The sequence below is a fragment of the Mucilaginibacter sp. McL0603 genome (assembly GCF_049992945.1).
GTDB lineage: Bacteria > Bacteroidota > Bacteroidia > Sphingobacteriales > Sphingobacteriaceae > Mucilaginibacter.
The window spans coordinates 3735754-3756132 of sequence record NZ_CP188251.1 but is presented as its reverse complement, the minus strand read 5'-3'; the positions used below and the strand labels follow the sequence as shown (position 1 = coordinate 3756132).

At 39.2% G+C, this 20379-nt stretch carries 17 protein-coding genes; 13 read left to right on the top strand and 4 right to left on the bottom strand.

Features of this window, described 5'->3' with window-relative positions; translation table 11 throughout:
• The first annotated feature begins 190 nt into the window (after nt 1–190).
• Entirely contained in the window at nt 191–2821 is a 2631-nt protein-coding gene (locus ACPPVU_RS17200) for a TonB-dependent receptor (protein WP_426667762.1), read from the top strand.
• A 17-nt stretch (nt 2822–2838) separates the two neighbouring features.
• Complete coding sequence (locus ACPPVU_RS17195; RefSeq protein ID WP_426667761.1) at nt 2839–3969, top strand: hypothetical protein; 1131 nt, start codon at nt 2839–2841, stop codon at nt 3967–3969.
• 73 nt (nt 3970–4042) lie between these two features.
• Here the strand turns inward: ACPPVU_RS17195 and ACPPVU_RS17190 are convergent, their stop codons facing one another.
• On the bottom strand, nt 4043–5221 hold the full coding sequence (locus ACPPVU_RS17190) for an AIR synthase related protein (protein WP_426667760.1): 1179 nt from the start codon (nt 5219–5221) through the stop codon (nt 4043–4045).
• Nucleotides 5222–5293: 72 nt separating this feature from the next.
• On the opposite strand from ACPPVU_RS17190, the gene ACPPVU_RS17185 reads away from it, so the two are divergent.
• Nucleotides 5294–6706, top strand: a complete 1413-nt coding sequence (locus ACPPVU_RS17185) for a chloride channel protein (protein ID WP_426667759.1) — start codon at nt 5294–5296, stop codon at nt 6704–6706.
• A 26-nt stretch (nt 6707–6732) separates the two neighbouring features.
• Here the strand turns inward: ACPPVU_RS17185 and ACPPVU_RS17180 are convergent, their stop codons facing one another.
• The gene (locus ACPPVU_RS17180) at nt 6733–8907 is read right to left on the bottom strand and encodes a glutamine synthetase III (protein ID WP_426667758.1); all 2175 of its coding nucleotides are present in this window, start codon (nt 8905–8907) and stop codon (nt 6733–6735) included.
• A 552-nt stretch (nt 8908–9459) separates the two neighbouring features.
• On the opposite strand from ACPPVU_RS17180, the gene ACPPVU_RS17175 reads away from it, so the two are divergent.
• The 7 genes from ACPPVU_RS17175 to gloA2 all read left to right on the top strand — a co-directional run bounded on the left by ACPPVU_RS17175 (nt 9460) and on the right by gloA2 (nt 17538).
• On the top strand, nt 9460–11094 hold the full coding sequence (locus tag ACPPVU_RS17175; RefSeq protein WP_426667757.1) for an ammonium transporter: 1635 nt from the start codon (nt 9460–9462) through the stop codon (nt 11092–11094).
• A 230-nt stretch (nt 11095–11324) separates the two neighbouring features.
• The gene (locus tag ACPPVU_RS17170) at nt 11325–12386 is read left to right on the top strand and encodes a porin (RefSeq protein WP_426667756.1); all 1062 of its coding nucleotides are present in this window, start codon (nt 11325–11327) and stop codon (nt 12384–12386) included.
• A gap of 65 nt (nt 12387–12451) precedes the next feature.
• Nucleotides 12452–13030, top strand: coding sequence for a DUF4468 domain-containing protein (locus tag ACPPVU_RS17165; protein ID WP_426667755.1), 579 nt, complete (start codon nt 12452–12454; stop codon nt 13028–13030).
• A gap of 205 nt (nt 13031–13235) precedes the next feature.
• The gene (locus ACPPVU_RS17160; protein ID WP_426667754.1) at nt 13236–14060 is read left to right on the top strand and encodes an energy transducer TonB; all 825 of its coding nucleotides are present in this window, start codon (nt 13236–13238) and stop codon (nt 14058–14060) included.
• Nucleotides 14061–14213: 153 nt separating this feature from the next.
• Nucleotides 14214–16436: a phosphoribosylformylglycinamidine synthase subunit PurL gene (gene purL, locus ACPPVU_RS17155; RefSeq protein WP_426667753.1), complete on the top strand. Its 2223-nt coding sequence runs from the start codon at nt 14214–14216 to the stop codon at nt 16434–16436.
• Between the two features lie 69 nt (nt 16437–16505).
• Nucleotides 16506–16886: an IS200/IS605 family transposase gene (tnpA, locus tag ACPPVU_RS17150; RefSeq protein WP_426667752.1), complete on the top strand. Its 381-nt coding sequence runs from the start codon at nt 16506–16508 to the stop codon at nt 16884–16886.
• Nucleotides 16887–17148: 262 nt separating this feature from the next.
• Entirely contained in the window at nt 17149–17538 is a 390-nt protein-coding gene (gloA2, locus tag ACPPVU_RS17145) for an SMU1112c/YaeR family gloxylase I-like metalloprotein (RefSeq protein WP_426667751.1), read from the top strand.
• Nucleotides 17539–17551: 13 nt separating this feature from the next.
• Here the strand turns inward: gloA2 and ACPPVU_RS17140 are convergent, their stop codons facing one another.
• Together ACPPVU_RS17140 and ACPPVU_RS17135 are read right to left on the bottom strand one after the other, a co-directional pair.
• Nucleotides 17552–17782, bottom strand: coding sequence for a DUF2442 domain-containing protein (locus ACPPVU_RS17140; protein WP_426667750.1), 231 nt, complete (start codon nt 17780–17782; stop codon nt 17552–17554).
• A 4-nt stretch (nt 17783–17786) separates the two neighbouring features.
• The gene (locus ACPPVU_RS17135) at nt 17787–18020 is read right to left on the bottom strand and encodes a DUF4160 domain-containing protein (protein WP_426667749.1); all 234 of its coding nucleotides are present in this window, start codon (nt 18018–18020) and stop codon (nt 17787–17789) included.
• A 37-nt stretch (nt 18021–18057) separates the two neighbouring features.
• Here ACPPVU_RS17135 and ACPPVU_RS17130 point away from each other — a divergent pair, with 37 nt between their 5' ends.
• From ACPPVU_RS17130 to fbp, 3 genes are read left to right on the top strand one after another with little or no spacing between them, the layout of a single operon-like run.
• The gene (locus ACPPVU_RS17130) at nt 18058–18762 is read left to right on the top strand and encodes a tRNA1(Val) (adenine(37)-N6)-methyltransferase (RefSeq protein WP_426667748.1); all 705 of its coding nucleotides are present in this window, start codon (nt 18058–18060) and stop codon (nt 18760–18762) included.
• 40 nt (nt 18763–18802) lie between these two features.
• Nucleotides 18803–19294: a metallophosphoesterase family protein gene (locus ACPPVU_RS17125; protein WP_426667747.1), complete on the top strand. Its 492-nt coding sequence runs from the start codon at nt 18803–18805 to the stop codon at nt 19292–19294.
• A 23-nt stretch (nt 19295–19317) separates the two neighbouring features.
• Entirely contained in the window at nt 19318–20367 is a 1050-nt protein-coding gene (gene fbp, locus ACPPVU_RS17120; RefSeq protein WP_426667746.1) for a class 1 fructose-bisphosphatase, read from the top strand.
• Nucleotides 20368–20379 lie beyond the last annotated feature (12 nt).

The following is a 20379-nucleotide window of genomic DNA, read 5'->3' as shown; positions in this document are numbered from 1 at the left end:
GGCTAATTTTGGTCGGAGGGTTTTTGCTTTTAAGGCAATTTAAACGTAAATCCAACCTGATAATTATATGGCTTTTGCAACATCCTTATTACAATGAGGGTTTAGCTAGCCCTGTTAACACTAACTTAATAGGGTTCCGATTACTTTGTTTTTTATTCAAAATCAATAATTAACAAACAAACAAAAAAGTATGAGGAAGCATTTACTTCTCTTTTTAATCGCCTTGTTTTCTACCACGGGCATAGCCTTTGCCCAGCAGAGTGGCGAGAAACGAATTACAGGCAAAATCATTGATACCATAACCGCCGAGCCGCTTATTGGTGCAACAGTGATGGTAAAAGGTACAACAGCTGCCACATCAGCAGGTTTAGATGGTAGTTTTAAATTAAATGTACCTGCCGGCAACCAAACGCTGGTAATTAGTTTCATTGGTTATATCACTCAACAAATACCTATTGGCGAGAATAGTCAGAATATAGGTACAATAAGATTGAGCTCCAGTACATCTTCAACCAAGGAGGTTACTATTGTTGGCGACGTTGCTATTGACAGGAGAACGCCTATTGCTGTATCAACACTAGGTCCTGAATTTATTGAAGAACACATTGGTAATGGTGGTATACCAGACCTATTATTGGGTATACCAGGTGTTATGACCTCGCAAGGTGATGGTGGGTATGGTGACGGCCGTGTTAGCATACGGGGTTTCTCCAGCAGGTCAGGTAATGGCAACGTTGCCTATACTGTAAACGGTATCCCGGTAAATGATCCGGAGACTGGTGCACTTTACTGGTCTGATTTCGCGGGTGTTACTGATGTTGCCCGTTCCATCCAGGTTCAGCGTGGCCTGGGAGCATCAAAGATTATAATTCCTTCATTTGGCGGTACAGTAAATGTTACTACCCGCACCACTGATCAGCAAGCCGGGGGCTATGTTTATGAAGGAATCGGCAGCGATGGCTGGAATAAGACAGGCGTGATGGTATCAACTGGTTTAACATCAAATGGCTGGGCTGCGACTTTCCAGGGAAGCAGGACACAGGGAGCTTATCCGTTTGATGGTTCAAATTTTTTAGGGTATAACTACTTTTTTAATCTTTCAAAAAAATTAAGCAAAAACCAAACCATCTCCTTAAATGTAATCGGCGCGGACCAAACCCACGGACAAAGGCCGCAACAGTTGTTGTATCCCAGCACAGCACCGGGAACCAATACGCCGGGCTACCTGGGGGCACCACAGGGTATAGCATGGAATACATGGTTTGGTTATAAAGATGGAAAGCAATATAATCCGTATAACAACTTTTATAGCGAACCAATTATTTCATTAAACCACGAATGGACAATTAATGATAAATCAAGTCTTTCAACCGTATTATATACATTGCAGGGTAATGGCGGTGGCGGTGGTATAAGTTTGAATTCAGATAACTATAGTGTAAATACTTTGCCACGGTCTGGTAATATTTATACACCTGTTAATTATGACGCTTTACAAGCAGCAAATGCGGCTAACCCGGATGGCTCGGCACTTGCCTATGCTTATGCTTCACATAGCAAAACGCATTGGTATGGCTTAAGAAGTACCTATAGAACTTTATTGGGTAAATATATCGACCTGTCTGCCGGTATCGATCTGCGATATTATGAAGGTAACCACTACGAACAGGTAACCGACCTGTGGGGGGCTAATTATGTTGCATTCCCTTATACAGGTAACCCTGCAACTGGCCAAACAGGTGGTAATATCAATGACCCAGAAGGCCGTGTTGGTATTAATGGGTTAATCAACTACCATAATATTGACTATATTGAATCGGGAGGTGCATTTGCACAGGCTGAATATTCAAAAGACAATTTCAGTTTATTTGCAACACTTTCAGGAACAGAAAGCGCCGACAGCAGGAAGGATCCTTTTGATTATCTGAATGGTGATCCTAACCAGACTAGCCGCTGGGTGAATTTTACCACCTACCAGGCAAAAGCAGGGGCCAACTACAATATCAATTCGGAGATGAACGTATTTGCGAATATCGGGTACCTGACCAAACCACCATATTTTGGTAATGTTTTTGTTGATTTTACTAACCATATCAATGAAAGCACTATATCTGAAAAACTATTCAGTTATGAATTAGGCTACGATTTTAAAATTTCGTCATTTAGCGCAAAGTTAGACCTATTCAGAACATCTTATATGGACAGAGCGTTCGCTTCTTCTTTCTCTGATGTTACAACGCAACAATTGTATTCTGCAAATATTTCGGGTGTTAATGAATTACACCAGGGTGTAGAGCTTGAATTAAGATACAGGCCTGTACAGCAAGTTTTATTAGGCGGCTCGGTTTCAGTAGGTGATTACCATTATACTTCAAACTCAGGGCCGGTAACAGTTCTGAATACTGCAGGTGCCGTAGTAGGTACGCAATCTTCGGTTTACCTGAAAGGCGAAAAAGTAGGGGATGTGCCGCAAAATACAGCCTATGCGTTTACTGAAATTAATATTGTACCGCAATTGAAAGTAGGGGCTTCGGTTAATTATTTCTGGGAATATACTTCTTATGTCCCATTCCAAAATTATACCAGCCAGAATATGCACCCGTACATTCTGCCAAACTATGCGATATGGAATATGAATGGCATATATAAATTTAAAATGGCAGGTTTTGATGCAGAATTGATAGGTACGGTAAATAACTTATTAAATTCTAAAATAATAACTGACGCTCAAGATTATAACGGTAATGCAAATCTGGCCGCGTTACAAGTTTACTGGTTGAACGCAAGGACCTTTACAACAGCATTAAAGGTTAAATTTTAATCATAAAAATTCTTAAAATGAAAAAGATATATTATTTATTGGCTTTTATGACATTTGCATTTACTGCATGCCAAAAAGAGCCGGCATTACATTCTGTTATGCCATCCGAAGTCAAATCTTTGACGATTACCTTACAAGCGTCTGATTACCAGTTGCTGCCATCAAATGATTACCCGCATAGCACCCTTACAATTGATGATGACGCTGATGCGCAAAAATATATTCCGATTATTTTGAATCAGAATTATGCTAACCTGGATAATGGTTCAACAGCAGCGGTTACTTATGCCAAATCAGCACTTTATTTTAAACCTGCTGCCGATAGTGTATACAGTGATGTGGCCTATACACTTACCAGCGCTGATTATTTGCTGTTACCGGGGAACACTTTTACTGATTTTAGTATAGCCCAGGCGCTAAAGTGGTTACCTTATAAATATCCTACCCCGGTTGCTAACCAGTTAGTGTTGTTAACTTTTACACCTTTTCCAGCTACTTTAACACCTCCATATTCTTTTATGTATACAAATGGTGCGTGGAAAGAAATCTATACAATAACACCGGCAGAATACGCATCGGTAGGATTGGGAAAATTCAACCAGTTTAGTTCATCTAATAATCCAAACATACCATCTATGTTAGGTGCTCTTGTTAAATCTGATATAACTATTCAGGATACAATTAAAAAGGGCGATATTGTATATGTAAGCTATAATTATTTCGTAAACAGCACAACAGATTATCAAAGAGTACAGCCATTGGTTTACGACGGTAATAATTATACTGTTCCACAAGCCTCTACAGGTACTGTAAACTTCATTAAACAAGGCGGTGCCTGGACATATGTTAAGCCTTTACCTGTTATTGCGTACACACTTACCGCTGCCGACATTACACTTATTGCGAATTCAACAATCGGATCATCCGGACAACGATCAAATCTTGCCAGTTACGGTGATTTTTCGGGTTGGTCGGCTGCTGATCTGCAACTTGCTATGATATTGGTATTAACTACGGATTTTAAAACCCCGCAAACGAATACAAATTACAATGTCACCTATCTGAATTATACAGGTGGCTCTGATGTGAAAACTGTACTTAAATTCCAATGGAATGGTACTGCATGGGTCCCTTCTACAGCTAGTTAAATAAAATATTTATCTAAACGAAAACGGGCTGCCTGAAAAGGCAGCCCGTTTTCGTTTATGGCTTTTTGACTGTTTAATATACAAACTCACCAAATTCTGATTTTACAGTTACCTGCTTTTTATCAGCACTTTCAACCCGGCCTATAATTTGCGCATCAACGCCGAAGCTTTTTGATATAGCAATCAGGTCAGATGCAATTTCTTCGGGCACATATAGTTCCATACGGTGGCCCATATTAAATACCTTATACATTTCCTGCCAGCTCGTTCCTGATTCTTCCTGTATCAATTTAAACAGGGGAGGAACGGGGAATAAATTATCTTTAATAATATGCAGATTATCAATAAAGTGCAGTACTTTGGTTTGTGCCCCACCGCTGCAATGTACCATGCCATTTATTTGTTTGCGATAGATATCCAGCATAGTTTTAATGATTGGTGCATAGGTACGGGTAGGGGAAAGTACCAGCTTGCCGGCCTCCAGGGTTTTACCATCCCCAATATCAATTTTATCTGTTAAATTTTTACTGCCCGAGAATACGAGCTCATAAGGTACAGCATGGTCATAACTTTCAGGATACTTTTCAGCAATACTTTTGTTGAATACATCGTGACGGGCTGATGTCAGCCCATTGGAGCCCATTCCGCCATTGTATTCTTTTTCATAATTAGCTTGGCCAAATGAAGCCAGACCGACAATAACGTCTCCGGGTTGGATACGGTCATTTGAAATGATATCTGCACGTTTCATGCGACATGTTACCGTAGAGTCTACAATAATTGTTCGCACCAGATCACCCACGTCGGCGGTTTCGCCACCGGTAGAGTAAATGCCGATGCCTGCATCACGTAATTCGGCCAGTATTTCTTCGGTTCCGTTAATGATAGCTGCTATTACTTCGCCAGGTATTAAATTCTTATTACGACCAATGGTTGATGAAAGGAGGATATTATCAATAGCACCTACGCACAACAGATCATCAAGATTCATAATTATTGCGTCCTGAGCTATACCCCGCCAAACAGAAATATCACCCGTTTCTTTCCAATAACTGTATGCAAGAGATGATTTTGTACCGGCCCCATCAGCATGCATGATATTGCAGTATTCAGAATCGTTAGTCAAAATATCAGGTACAATTTTGCAGAAAGCTTTGGGAAATATGCCTTTATCTATGTTTTTAATAGCATTGTGAACATCATCCTTTGAGGCCGATACACCTCTTTGATCATATCTTTGCGAAGAAATCATGCGCAAATATACTGCTTAATGATAGTTTAGAAACTCCAAAACTATTAGTTTTGCAAATCTCATCTATAATTCATGTTAAACACTGTAGTTCCTAAAGTACGTCTTCATCTAAAACATACATTTGATCGCCTTCATAATGAAGAATTAAAACGAAATGTACTTCAGGCTATACCTTTTTGGATAGCCTCGATTATCACTGGTCTTATTGCAGTTATTTATGCAAGGCTTTTCTTAATGGCCGAAAACCTTACTGCTATCATCTATAAACAGCATGCATGGTATTTATTTATTTTAATGCCGGTTTGTTTTATTGTTGCGTGGTGGCTGGTTAAACGTTTTTCACCTTATTCAAGAGGGAGCGGCATACCACAGGTAGCAGCAGCAATAGAAATTACCAACCCAAAGAGTGATCAAAAAGTAAATAAGCTTTTAAGCATTAAAGTAATACTGATCAAAATGTTATCAAGTTTGGTTTTTGCAATAGGAGGAGGGGCAATCGGCAGAGAAGGCCCAACTATCCAGATAGCAGCCTCTGTATTCAGGAAGGTAAACCAGGTTTTGCCTGCATGGTGGCCAAAGGTGGCAAAAAGAAATATGATCATTACAGGTGCAGCTGCGGGACTTGCGGCAGCATTTAATACACCTTTGGGGGGTATAGTATTCGCTATAGAGGAATTGACCAAAACGCATTTCAGTTATTTCAAAACTGCAATTTTCTCTTCGGTGATTATTGCCGGACTAACAGCTCAGGGTATTTTAGGTCCTTATTTATATTTAGGATATCCTAAAATGGGTAATCTTTCCGGATTTATTTTTGTCGATGTTATTCTTGTAGCTATAATTACAGGTCTGTTAGGTAGTGGCATGGCCAAAGTAATACTGCTTATATTTAAATGGAAATCAAAATTCAATTTTAACCGGGAACATGTATTATATGTGATTTTTTGCGCGTTGATCATGGCCGGGATCGCGATTTTTGTTAATGCTGGTATTTTAGGATCTGGTAAGGATGTAATGCAAAAAGCATTATTTACTTCGGATAAATACACTACATGGTATATGCCTGTGTTAAGAATGGTAGGCCCCATATTGTCATTTACGACAGGCGCATCCGGCGGTGTATTTGCTCCTGCATTAGGAGCAGGCGCCAGTGTTGGTTCATTGATATCGGGTTGGTTCCATTTATCAGATACTAATACAAACTTGCTGGTATTGGCAGGCATGGTCGGATTTTTAACCGGTGTCACCAGGTCTCCGTTTACTTCGGCTATACTTGTGCTTGAAATGACCGATCGTAATAACGTGATATTTCACCTTATTCTGGCCGGTATGGTTGCAAGTATGGTGGCTATGTTAGTCGACAAGCATTCTTTTTATGATCATCTCAAAGTTCAATATATACGCGACCTGAATGAGGAGGAACAACTTGAAAATGCACTGAGAAAGAAAGAAACAGCCTTAAACAACGATAGTGATCTTGTTTAAGGGATCACTATCGTTTAGCTATTTAATTATTTTATAAATAATAATTCCCTGAATTTAGGTAAAGGCCATATCGAGTCGTCTATCAATTGCTCCAGTTTATCTACATGGTAGCGTATAGGTTGGAAGTATGATTTTACTTTTTCGTCATACTCCAATGATTTCTCGCGTATATCTTCAATTATATTGGCTTTTTTGCGTTCTGAGACCATATGCTCAACGTTTGATTTGATAAAGTTGACATGGTCGGATATCTGATTGATAATATCCAGTTGTGCCGAATATGTCGTTTCCTTTAATCCAATATCCTTTAATCCTTTAACATTTTCAACCAATTTGCTTTGGTAAGCAATAGCTGTTGGTATGATGATATTTGTCACCATTTCACCTATTACCCGCGCTTCTATCTGCAATTTTTTGTAAAAACTATCTAATAAGATTTCATGGCGCGCATGTGCCTCTCTTTTACTGAATACGCCAGTATCTTCAAATAATATGGCTGATTTTTCAGAAAGTATAGCATCCAGGGCCTTTGGTGTGGTTTTAAAATTAGATAATCCCCGGGCTTCAGCTTCTTTTTCCCATTCTTCGCTGTATCCGTTGCCTTCAAATCGTATACTTTTTGATTCTTTAATATATTTTTTAATAACCATCAGTAGCGCAACATCCTTCTTTTCTCCCTTTTTGATCAGTTTATCCACATCATATTTGAATTTTTTTAACTGATCGGCTACTATCATATTTAATATGGTCATAGGTCCGGCCGAATTTGCCGATGATCCGACAGCGCGCAATTCGAACTTGTTGCCTGTAAAGGCGAATGGAGAGGTGCGGTTACGGTCTGTATTATCCTTTAATATCTGAGGAATCTTTGGTATTCCCTGCCATAGCATTGCATCATCCTTTATTTTTTTGCTGATCCTGGATGTTTCGATCTCATCGAGCACATCGCTTAATTGACTGCCTAAAAATATAGATATGATAGCAGGAGGGGCTTCGTTTGCTCCAAGGCGGTGGTCATTATTTACTGATGCAATAGAGGCTCTTAATAAATCCGCATGTTCATAAACAGCCCTGATTGTATTTACAAAGAATGTAAGGAACATCAGGTTGTTCTTTGGTGTTTTACCGGGCGATAGCAAATTTTTGCCCGTATTAGTAATCATCGACCAGTTATTATGTTTGCCTGAACCATTAATACCTGCATAAGGCTTTTCATGTAGCAATACCTTAAAATTATGCCTTTTGGCAATCCTGTCCATCAGGTCCATTAGTAATTGGTTATGGTCAATTGCCAGGTTGATCTCCTCATAAATAGGAGCACATTCAAATTGAGATGGCGCAACCTCATTATGCCGTGTTTTTAAAGGAATGCCTAATTGCAGCGCCTCAGTTTCCATATCCTGCATAAAAGCGTATACGCGTTCAGGTATCGAACCAAAATAATGATCCTCCAGTTGCTGGTTTTTTGCTGATATATGACCGAAAAGTGTACGACCTGTTAAATATAGATCGGGCCTTGCATTAAATAAAGCAATATCCACCAGGAAATATTCCTGCTCAATTCCTAACGATGCATTAACCCGCTCAATGCTTTTATCAAAATAGTGGCATACATCTACAGCCGCTTTGTCTAAAGTATTTAAAGCTTTTAATAATGGTACTTTGTAATCTAATGCTTCGCCGGTGTATGAAACAAATACGGTAGGTATACATAAGGTACGTCCCATAATAAAGGCAGGAGAGGATGGATCCCACGCTGTATAGCCTCTTGCTTCAAAAGTATTTCTTATACCTCCGCTTGGGAAACTGGAAGCATCTGGTTCTTGCTGGGCCAGAGCATCGCCCGAAAATACCTCAATAGCGCCACCATCAGAAGTGGGTTCAAAAAAGGCATCATGTTTTTCAGCAGTTGTGCCCGTAAGCGGCTGAAACCAATGGGTGTAATGCGTGGCGTTTTTACTCAGTGCCCATGATTTCATTGCTGATGCAACCTGTTCTGCCATATCTCTCGGAATCGGCTCTCCTTTTTCAATAGAATTAACGACTACCAGGTATGCCTCTTTTGAAAGGTATTCTTTCATCTTCTGTTTATCAAAGACGTTAGCACTAAAGTAATCAGAAATTTTGTTTGAAGGTAGTTTTACTTCCGGAGTTGCCCGGTTAAGAACTGTTTGCAGGGCCTGAAATCGAATATTTGACATGCTTTATTGGTTGTAAGGTTAATCAAAAGTAAAATTATCCTTAATAATACAGAGAATAATTGAGCAAAATATAATTATTAAAAGAATTTGATTCAGTTGCTTCGTTCAGGAATGAATTTTGGGCTTAAAAAGGCTTAAAATTCAATTTTTATTAACAAAAATCTATTTTTTTACTAAAAATTTAATAAAGTCATGAAAATTATCGGTGTAAATAGGGCTAAATTGATAATTTTCTATTTGGTTTATTGGTAAATCTATTGTTTTTTGATTTATTTAATTTTTTTGATTGAAAATAATGCAAAATGGGACTGAATTTATATTTGATTTTTATAATTTTCGTAATTCTTCAATTTTTTGAAACAATTTTAGGGTCTAAAATTTGTATTTTTAGAAAAACATACATAATTTCATAAAAAATTAATAAAATCATATTTAAAATTGAGTAATTGTATGATTCTATTAATAACTAAGAGTTTATTTCGGTTTAAATTTTCATTTATCGCTGTATATCATAAAAATCGTTCATATCAATCAAACTAAATTAAACAAACAATGAAAGTAGAATCTCCAAAATTCAATTTGCTCAGTTCCCTCCGACAACTGACGCGTGAAAAGTGGGCGCTGGGCGCGACCATTTTGACAGGAAAAATGATCGGGCTAGGCCTTGTCCTGGCAGCCATGATGACTATTCCCGGATTGCTGCCTACAGCGGCTCATGCTGCTGCAGCTGCTCCCGCAAAACCAACAGATCTGGAAACATCCATGATGAATTCAATTAACACCGTTTGGACATTAGTGGCTGCATTCCTGGTTTTCGGTATGCAGGCGGGCTTCGTGATGCTTGAGGCTGGTTTCGCACGTAAACGTGAAACAGTGAACGTGCTGATGGAGTGCGTATTTGACACTTGTCTTTGCGGGATTTTATTTTACGCTATAGGTTATGCTTTCATGTTTGGTCATGGCAATGGATTTATTGGTTGGGGAGGTCTTGGTGCTGATGGAAAAACAATTACAAACTGGTTCTTTCTGCAAAATACTCCAGTCGCATATGAAGCAACCGGTATTCCGATTTTAGCTCATTGGATATTTCAATATGCATTTGCTGATACCTGTTCAACTATCGTTTCAGGTGCAATGATCGGCCGTACAAGTTTCCGTGGCGATATCCTTTACAGTATAGGTATTACTGGATTTATCTATCCGATAATAGGTCACTGGGCCTGGGGTCCTGACGGATTTTTGGCTTTGATGGGTTCAAAAGGTAACTTTTTTGAGTCATTAGGTCAGGGTTTCAGAGATTTTGCAGGTTCAACAGTAGTGCATACTATCGGTGGTATTGCTTCGCTTGCTGGTGCCATAGTATTGGGGCCACGACTTGGACGTATCTTTAAACGGGATGATAAAGAAAAGGGCGGTATGCCACCGGGACATAACATGTTAGTTGCCGCTGTAGGTACATTTATTTTATGGTTTGGCTGGTACGGATTTAATCCAGGAAGTACTTTGTCAGGTATGGATGCCTCTGGTATTGGTCGTATTGCTGCCAATACAACTTTAGCTGCATGTACCGGCGGTATGATTGCTATGCTGGCAGGTTTATGGTGGGGCGGAACAAAGGGTAAGTTCGATTTAGGATTTACACTTAATGGCTTATTAGGCGGATTAGTAGCTATTACTTGCCCTTGTTATTGGGTTAGCCCACTTGGAGCATGTTTACTTGGTGCTGTTGCCGGACTAGTTGTTTTCGCTGGCATGTACTTAATCGAGTGGTTCCGTATTGACGATCCGGTTGGTGCAGTATCTGTACACGGATTTTGCGGAATCTGGGGTACTTTGTCGCTAGGCTTATTCGCATCTGGTCAATATGGTGCAACCGGTCCAACTGGTGCAGATAACAGTGCACCTGTAACCGGTTTATTCTACGGCGGTGGCTGGAGCGTATTTGAAGCACAGGCTATAGGTACCTTCACTATTGCAATAGCTGTATTTGTAGTCACTATTACTATGATGTACATTATTAATAAATTACCTAACCCATGGAGACTGCGTGTTGAAGAACATGGTGAAGCAGGTTTGGGTGGTCTGGATGTATTCGATCACGGTATCGAAGTATATCCTGCTCAGGATGATGACATCAGCTTAAGCGGCTTGTTTGACAAAGGTGTTAAATTACCTGCAGAAGCTTAAATATAAGCACTGCATATAACTTCTAATTTCTCGTGCGGTTGATCCAAATTTGTGATCTGATTTTACTGCCGCGTAATCAACCGCACGAGATTTTTCTAAACTTTTAATAAAATCTTCATACTTAATTACAACTGTAAACCCAGGGTTCACAGCTGAATGGAGATGTTATGTTTCAAACTAATCAAATCAACTTAACTAAATAATCTAATCAATCAACCAAATTAATTATCATGAAAAAAATACTTTTACTCTTATCCTTATTTGTTATCGCCATCATGTCAGCTAAGGCGGCAGTAACTGCCCCTGTTGATACGGGCAAGGTAGGGACTACAGCTTCTCCAACTGATCCACCGCTGATTTTCAGTGGGTCAGTGGATACTTATTGGAAGTATGATTTCTCAAAAACCGGCAATATTCCTACCAGCTTTGCTTCAGATCAGAACTCGGTATCTATCGGCATGATAGATCTTGGTCTGAAGAAAAAGGTGGGCAAAGCAGCGTTTGTGGGCGAAATGTCATTCGGTCCACGTAGTGACCAATCTATCCCAACTTCAGGTTATCACATTCAGAACCTGTATGTATCCTATGATGTGACTGATAAATTTAACCTGACAGCAGGTTATATGGCAACCTTCATTGGGTATGAGGTAATATCACCTGTAGGGAACTTTAACTATTCTACTTCTTACCTGTTTACTAACGGGCCGTTCCAGAATGCAGGTTTCAAGGCTACTTATGCGTTCTCTGATAAAGTAAGTTTAATGGCGGGCATTTTTAATAACTATTGGAATACCTATACCTCATTCAGACCAGTAGGTGAAGGTACAGGATCTGGTGATGTATCTACTTTTGGTGCACAACTGATGATAGCTCCTGTAAAAGGCTGGACTGCTTACCTCAATGTTGCTTCTGGCCCGTATTCAGGAACAGAGCTTGACCTTACAACTGCTTACCAGATCACCGATGCCTTTAAACTGGGCTTGAATGCTGCTGACTTTAGTACTTCGCATGGTGGAGACGGATTTTCAGGAGTGGCTTTGTATCCACAATTAGCCGTATCAAAGGTGGTTACTTTTGGCTTGAGGGGTGAGTATTTTGACTACAAGAACAATGGTGGCAATGTGAAAGCACTAACAATAACATCTAACATCAAAGCAGGCCCGTTAACGATTATTCCTGAGATCAGGTTTGATAAGAAGAGTGATGATTTTCCATACACTTTTGTTAACAGCAGTAATCTTTCAACCAATAACGCTTCACAGTTCTTAATTGCAGCTGTATACGCGTTCTAATAAAATACCTTATTTATTTTATCAAAGCCGCTCTTTATATAAAGGAGCGGCTTTATATTTATAGTATGAAAAGATTTTTTTTATTTCTTACCTGTTTAATAGCTGTGGAAGTTGCGAGTGCGCAAAAAAGTCTGTTGTCACTTGATGAACATAATAAATATATTTATTACCAGGTGGTTGACCGTCCCGGAATATCTGCAGACAGCCTGCAAAAAAGCGTTGCATATTTTGTAAAAGATATTTATCCCAAAAATAAGTCAGCGCAAATGACTCAAAATGGTGCCGGTATTAAAGATAAATTTCTCACCTATACTTCCCTGGTCAAGCATGAAAATGGCGAAATGGCCTATAATCTAACTATTGAGTGTAAAGAGGGCAAATACAGGTATTGGCTAACCGATTTTTTATTTACACCTTATGAAAAAAACCGCTATGGTGTTTTTGTGCCAGTAAATGGTGTTGAAATACCACTTGAAAACGCGTCATCCAAACTAACTCAAAAAGATGTTGATGGCTATTTTGATCAGACAGGTGCATTTTGCAAGCAATTAGGAGAAAAACTTAAAAAATATATGACTGAAAATCATTCAGTTAAAAATCCGGATCAGCAACCGGTAAAGAAAATAGTTACCGATAAGTGGTAAAGATATTTTCCCGACACGCGCTTCCATTTTATAAACGCCGCAATTTTTGCGGCGTTTTCTTTTTCACTTGATTTTTTCAATTTGGCTGTTGGGTAAAATTATATTCTGCAAAACTGGAAAATTGCCTTGTGAAAATTAATATTTTAAATATATACAATATTTAATATTGTTAAATCGTTATATTTAAAAATTAAATTTCACCGAAATGGAAATCACAAAATTTGATTTGTACAACCCCGAGTGGCTCGAGATTGTATTTGACAGCAAGAACAAAGAGTATGGCGCTTATGATCTGAGAAAGCATTACGCTCAAAACCTGGTAAAGGCAATGGCAATAGCTTTTTTTAGTGTAGCGTTTTTGTATACAGCTTATAGTATTTTAAAGCCTAAACAAGAAGCTGTAATAATTAGGGAGTATAACTCACCCATTCCTATTCCTCCACATGTCAAGGATGAGGTAAAACCAGTTGTTCCGCCTAAACCGCAAACTACGCATCCACAGGTACAGGTGAATACAATTAAGTATCCGATTTTTGTAGTTAAGCCCAACGATGAAGCGGAAAATCCACCAAAGTTGACTGATCTTACTACAGCAGCGATTGGCACAGAGACGAAAAAAGGCCCGGACCAGGCTGGAAATATTGAAATCCCTGAAACAGGGCCAGGTGACGGAGGAATGAAGGATGTAGTTGAAGATACAAAGCCCAGGGAAATGTATGAGATTCAGGTATTGCCACAGCCATATGGAGGTGAAGCTGCCTGGGCAAAATTTCTGCAAAGAAATATGCGTTATCCACAACAAGCCATAGATGCAAAAGCACAAGGCAAAGTATTCCTGAGTTTTGTTGTAGAGAAGGACGGCCATATTTCAGATATTGTTGTTGAGAGAGGAATAGGTTTTGGACTTGATGCAGAAGCGGTAAGAGTGTTGAAATTGGCCCCGGCCTGGAAACCTGGTATCCAGAATGGTCACCCGGTGCGTGTAAAGTTTACTATGCCAATCACCTTTCAGTTGAACGATCCTGATTGAGGCGAAAGGTAAAAGGATAAAGGCGAAAGGCTATTTCTGGGTTATCAACCTCTGGCCTTTCGCCTTTATCCTTTAAGCTTTTACTGTCTTTTCCTTTCTGCTTTCGGCTCTTTTTCCTAATTTTGCGCATCCTTTCAAAAAAACGATATTATCTTGGAGCACCTGGAATTAACCACCCCCGAAACCGCAAAAGATTTAGGCTTACTACCCGAAGAATTTGAACGAATAAAAGAAATATTGGGTCGTGTGCCGAACTTTACTGAGTTATCTATTTTCTCGGTAATGTGGAGCGAGCATTGTTCATATAAAAATTCTATCACCTGGCTTAAAACTTTGCCAAAAGATGGTCCGCGTATGCTGGCCAAGGCCGGTGAGGAAAATGCCGGATTGGTTGACCTGGGTGATGGTATTGGTTGTGCTTTTAAGATTGAGTCACATAACCATCCCTCTGCTTTAGAACCTTACCAGGGCGCAGCAACTGGCGTCGGCGGTATTAACCGTGATATATTTACAATGGGAGCAAGGCCAATCGCACAGTTAAACTCTTTGAGGTTCGGCGATTTAAGTCTTGACCGTACCAAATGGCTGATCAAAGGTGTTGTTAAAGGTATTGGTGATTATGGGAATGCTTTTGGTATCCCAACAGTTGGTGGTGAATTGTTCTTTGACGATTGCTATAATGTAAACCCATTGGTAAATGCCATGTCTGCCGGTATTGTTAAAGCCGGTGAAACGGTGTCAGCAACATCTTATGGTGTTGGCAATCCGGTTTATATAGTAGGATCAGCAACAGGTAAAGATGGTATACATGGTGCTGCTTTTGCATCAAAAGATATTACTGAAGATTCTGTAAATGACTTACCTGCTGTACAAGTGGGCGACCCTTTTCAGGAAAAATTATTGTTGGAAGCTACGCTTGAGGTGATCAAGACCGGTGCTGTAGTAGGAATGCAGGATATGGGAGCGGCGGGTATTATCTGCTCAAACTCTGAAATGTCAGCAAAAGGCGAGCATGGCATGCGTATCGACCTGGATAAAGTGCCTACACGCCAGGAAAATATGAAGCCTTTCGAGATACTGCTTTCCGAATCTCAGGAACGTATGCTCATCGTGGTTCACAAGGGGCGGGAAAAAGAAGTAGAAGCTGTTTTCGATAAATGGGATTTGAATTGCGCCATAATAGGCGAGGTAACCGATACTCAACGCCTGCTTTATTATATGAATGGCGAACTGGTTGCCGATGTCCCTGCTGATGACCTTGTATTGGGCGGTGGTGCTCCGGTTTATAAACGCGAATACAGCGAGCCCGCCTATTACAGAGAAAATCAGAAATTTAAAATAGAAGATGTAAAAGAGCCTGTAGACCTGACGGAGGTTGCAGAGCATCTGATATCACACCCTAATATTGCATCTAAACGTTGGGTAACCAAGCAGTATGATTCGATGGTCGGTGCATCAACCATGACTACTAATCGTCCATGCGACGCTGCGGTGGTGAGTGTAAGAGATACCGATAAAGCTATTGCTTTAACTGTTGATTGTAATTCGCGTTATGTATATGCTGACCCTCAGAAAGGTTGTGCCATAGCTGTAGCCGAAGCTGCACGTAATATTACTTGTGCGGGTGGTGAGCCTGTTGCAATTACTAACTGTCTTAATTTTGGTAATCCTTACAAACCCGAAGTTTACTGGCAGTTTGTTGGTGCTATAAAAGGTATGAGCGAAGCTTGTACTAAATTCGAAACCCCTGTTACAGGTGGTAACGTGAGCTTTTATAACCAATCATCAGATGAAGGTCCGGTATTCCCGACACCAACTATTGGTATGCTTGGCGTATTAGATGACATTTCAACGTTAACCACATCTGATTTTAAACAGCCTGGAGATTTGATCTACCTGATAGGTGAATCGGTTAATGATATTGCTTCATCACAATATTTAGCTTCTTATCATAAAATACTATCGGCACCGGCACCATATTTTGATCTGGATAAGGAATATGCCATGCACCAGGTTGTAAAGCAACTGATCAAACACCAGGTGATACAATCTGCACATGATGTATCTGATGGCGGCTTATTTATTGCATTGACAGAATCGGCTATGCCAAATGGCTTGGGCTTTGAAATAGAATCAGATAGTGCTATACGTAAAGATGCCTTCTTGTTTGGCGAAGCACAGGGCAGGGTAGTGGTAAGCATATCGCCAGAAGAGCAGGAGCGTTTTATTGAACTGATGGCGACCAGCGAAGTCGATTTTAGTTTGCTGGGTACAGTAAGCAACGGCTACTTAACTGTCGACGAAGAATCATTCGGTAATATCATGGATATTAAATTGGTTTACGATAACGTTCTACATGTTATTTTAGGCGAATAACCTTATCGAAATTGGAAATATAGAGTGTCCCATAGGGACATTTGGTTGGTAGAAAAAAAATGAATTTTATTGTACCGTTCCATAGGAACGATTGGTGCTTATCAGGGTTTTATATTCCATTTTATTGTGGCAAATAGTTATACGCAAATTCATATTCAGTTTGTATTTGCTGTAAAATTTAGAACGGCATTAATTGATTCAGAATGGAAAGAAAGACTGCATCAATATATTACGGGCATTTTTCAGGAGAATAAACATAAAATGCTTCAAATAAATAGTATGCCTGATCATATTCATATTTTTATTGGAATGCGGCCACATCAATCTATATCTTCTTTAATACAAAACGTAAAAACTGAAAGCAGCAAATGGATCAAATTGCAGAATTTGTGTTCACAGCCCTTTGCCTGGCAGGAGGGATACGGGGCTTTTTCATATGCAAAAAGTTAGGTGAACGATGTGATTCGTTATATAAAAAATCAGGAGATACGCCATCATAAGGAAACGTTTTTAGACGAATACAAAAAATTTCTGACGGCGTTTGAAATTGAATGGGACGAACGATATATTTTCAAAGAATTAGAATAGCACCATACGTTCCTATGGAACGCTGTTAAAAATATTATTTTTTTCTACCAACCAATTGTTCCTACGGAACATGGTAGCATTCTAATAGTTGAAAAAACGTTAACTATCCTTTTTAGAAGTAAATATGCTAAAACTTAACCGTGTACATCATATCGCCATTATTTGTTCGGACTATCAAAAGTCCAAACACTTTTATAGTGAAGTGCTCGGTTTAAAGATTACACAAGAGATTTTCCGCAAGGAAAGAAATTCATATAAGCTTGATCTGGAAGTTGCAGGACTATACCAGATCGAGCTTTTTTCATTTCCTGATCCGCCTGCCCGGCCGTCACGTCCTGAAGCTGTTGGTTTGAGGCATATTGCTTTTGAGGTAGATGATATCGAAGAAGCTGTTAGTCATATTCAATCTCATCATATATTTATTGAGCCTATCAGGGTTGATGAATTTACCGGCAAGCATTTTACCTTTTTTGCTGATCCGGATGGGTTGCCTATTGAGTTTTATGAAAAATAAAGGAAAGAAAAAGTTAATCGTGCTTTTCTTGCATGGATAAAAAGCCTTCGGCAGACAAATCCTCATCTAATTCATCCCAATGTACCCATCTTCCATTACCCTTTATTTGATAATTGTTTATTTGTTCCTGTGTACCCTTTCTTAAATTGGGGTAAGACTTGATTGGAGTTTCTATGATTTTACCATTACTCATTTCAACAACAATGTTGTTATTATCAAACCGAACTGATGTAATTGTTATCATAATTTTACTTTTTAAAGTATTCTTTCCAACGTTTCTCAATTAACTCTTCATTTTCTTCTATTATACTTTCAGCGAGTTTCAGATCTTTATTTTTTATGCCGTTATTATTGACAAGTTTTACAGGTTTGATTTCGAATTTTGCATCACCATCCGCATTTTCTATATGTACATGAATCGGCAAATGCTCATTGCTAAAAAAGAAAAATCTAATACCAAATAGTCTAAATAGTTCAGGCATAACTTATGTTTACAGCAAATTTACGATTTTAATAATAATGTTCAGATTTAAACAATTCAACGTCGATCAGAGCGACTGCGCGATGAAGATCAATACGGATGGGGTATTATTAGGCGCATTGGCCGAAGCAGATCAGCCTAAAACTATACTGGATATTGGGACAGGCACAGGTGTAATAGCACTTATGCTGGCGCAAAGGTTTAATGATGCACGGATAGATGCAGTTGAGATTGATCCCATAGCTGCCCAAACTGCTGAAAAGAATTTTACTAACTCTTCATTTTCTGAAAGATTAAGTGTTTATCCAGTTGGTTTTGAGCAGTTTTTTGAGCCGAACCCTGATGCAAAGTATGACCTTATCGTATCTAATCCACCGTTTTTTATTAACTCGTTAAAATCGCCAAAAGCCAATAAAGGTATTGCAAAACATACAGATCAGGAGTTTTTTAGAAAATTGACCATTGGTATAGCAAGGCATATTAATTCGAGTGGCGATTGTTTCTTGATTTTACCCTTGGATACAGCCGAATTGGTGAAAAATATCGGGTTGGATAACGGTCTTTTTATTAAAAAGGTAATAAGTATTTATTCGTATCAAGATTCTGCTCCACATCGCGAAATATTGGTATTGTCATTAGATAAAATAGAAACTGACAATGAAAAATTTGTAATCTATAATGCACCCAAAGTCTATAGCAAACAATATCAAGAAACTTTAAAAGATTTCTTCACCATATTTTAATAAATACTTCCGAAATTGAACTTTCGCATTTCGCAATAATATGACCCGAATAGGCCTCCTCTCAGACACCCACGACTACCTTGACGATGCTGTTTTTAAGCACTTTGAAAATTGCGACGAGATATGGCATGCCGGTGATTTCGGCACTATAGAGCTGGCAGATAAACTGGCGGCCTTTAAGCCATTGCGTGGTGTTTATGGTAATATTGATGGTAGAGATATCCGTTTAACTTATCCCGAAAACCTGCGTTTTAACTGTGAGCAGGTAGATGTTTGGATGACGCATATAGGCGGATATCCCGGAAATTATAACCCGTCAATAAGACAAGAGATTTACACTAACCCTCCCAAATTATTTATCTGCGGGCATTCTCATATATTAAAGGTTATTTATGATAAAAAGATCAGTTGTTTACACTTAAACCCCGGTGCTGCTGGGAAACAAGGCTGGCATAAAGTTCGTACTATGCTTAGATTTTGCATTTCTGAAGAAAAAATTCATAACTTAGAAGCCATAGAATTGCAAAAATAGTATGTATTAAATACACTAAGTATATGAAAATAACCAAAACACTGGGCCAATTTATTATTGAGAAGCAAGCTGACTTTCCGTACGCTAAGGGTGAATTATCAAGGTTGTTGAGGGACATTGGAATAGCCGCAAAAATTGTTAACCGCGAAGTGAACAAAGCAGGCCTCGCGGATATACTTGGAGAAAACGGAACAACAAATATTCAGGGCGAGGGGCAGAAGAAACTGGACGTATATGCTAACGAACAATTCATCTCTGCATTAAAGCATGGTGGCGAATGCTGCATAGTTGCATCAGAAGAAAATGATGATTATATCCATTTGGATACAGATGTATCACAGGATGCAAAATATATTGTGGCGATAGATCCACTGGATGGATCGTCAAATATTGATGTCAATGTTGGTATTGGGACTATCTTTTCTATTTATCGCAGAAAATCTACAAAAGGAAGAGCTTCATTGGAGGATGTATTGCAACGCGGAACTGAACAGGTAGCCGCTGGTTATGTGATCTACGGCTCATCAACCATGTTGGTATACACCACAGGGAAAGGAGTTAATGGTTTTACGCTTGATCCTTCAATAGGCGAGTTTTGCCTTTCACATCCTGAGATGAAAATGCCAAAGGATGGTGTGATCTATTCCATTAACGAAGGCTATTACGTGCATTTTCCGGATGGCGTAAAAAAATATATCAAGTATTGCCAGGTGGAGGATGCAAAAACTAGTCGTCCATATACTTCCCGTTATATCGGCTCTATGGTAGCGGATATTCACCGCAACATGATAAAAGGGGGCATATTTATTTATCCGGTAACCGCAAGCGCTCCGAATGGTAAATTGAGGTTAGTATATGAATGCAATCCGATGGCCTTTATTATTGAACAGGCAGGAGGAAGAGCAAGTAATGGGTATCAGCGTATACTGGAGCTTGAGGTAACAGACTTGCACCAGCGTACAGCCATCTTTATTGGATCAGAAAATATGGTGCATAAGGCTGAAGAATTGATGTCTTTCTTTTCACCACAGGGAACTAAGAAGACATTTGAGGGATTGGTTTCTATACAGTAGGGTTGAAAATGG

What these genes read in the sequence shown, in the direction of transcription:
- ACPPVU_RS17130 (WP_426667748.1), top strand. Translation starts at nt 18,058, where the DNA reads ATGTTCAGATTTAAACAATTCAACGTCGATCAGAGCGACTGCGCGATG.
- ACPPVU_RS17200 (WP_426667762.1), top strand. Translation starts at nt 191, where the DNA reads ATGAGGAAGCATTTACTTCTCTTTTTAATCGCCTTGTTTTCTACCACG.
- ACPPVU_RS17195 (WP_426667761.1), top strand. Translation starts at nt 2,839, where the DNA reads ATGAAAAAGATATATTATTTATTGGCTTTTATGACATTTGCATTTACT.
- ACPPVU_RS17180 (WP_426667758.1), bottom strand. Translation starts at nt 8,907, where the DNA reads ATGTCAAATATTCGATTTCAGGCCCTGCAAACAGTTCTTAACCGGGCA.
- ACPPVU_RS17175 (WP_426667757.1), top strand. Translation starts at nt 9,460, where the DNA reads ATGAAAGTAGAATCTCCAAAATTCAATTTGCTCAGTTCCCTCCGACAA.
- ACPPVU_RS17125 (WP_426667747.1), top strand. Translation starts at nt 18,803, where the DNA reads ATGACCCGAATAGGCCTCCTCTCAGACACCCACGACTACCTTGACGAT.
- ACPPVU_RS17135 (WP_426667749.1), bottom strand. Translation starts at nt 18,020, where the DNA reads ATGCCTGAACTATTTAGACTATTTGGTATTAGATTTTTCTTTTTTAGC.
- ACPPVU_RS17170 (WP_426667756.1), top strand. Translation starts at nt 11,325, where the DNA reads ATGAAAAAAATACTTTTACTCTTATCCTTATTTGTTATCGCCATCATG.
- ACPPVU_RS17190 (WP_426667760.1), bottom strand. Translation starts at nt 5,221, where the DNA reads ATGATTTCTTCGCAAAGATATGATCAAAGAGGTGTATCGGCCTCAAAG.
- gloA2 (WP_426667751.1), top strand. Translation starts at nt 17,149, where the DNA reads ATGCTAAAACTTAACCGTGTACATCATATCGCCATTATTTGTTCGGAC.
- ACPPVU_RS17185 (WP_426667759.1), top strand. Translation starts at nt 5,294, where the DNA reads ATGTTAAACACTGTAGTTCCTAAAGTACGTCTTCATCTAAAACATACA.
- fbp (WP_426667746.1), top strand. Translation starts at nt 19,318, where the DNA reads ATGAAAATAACCAAAACACTGGGCCAATTTATTATTGAGAAGCAAGCT.
- ACPPVU_RS17165 (WP_426667755.1), top strand. Translation starts at nt 12,452, where the DNA reads ATGAAAAGATTTTTTTTATTTCTTACCTGTTTAATAGCTGTGGAAGTT.
- ACPPVU_RS17140 (WP_426667750.1), bottom strand. Translation starts at nt 17,782, where the DNA reads ATGATAACAATTACATCAGTTCGGTTTGATAATAACAACATTGTTGTT.
- ACPPVU_RS17160 (WP_426667754.1), top strand. Translation starts at nt 13,236, where the DNA reads ATGGAAATCACAAAATTTGATTTGTACAACCCCGAGTGGCTCGAGATT.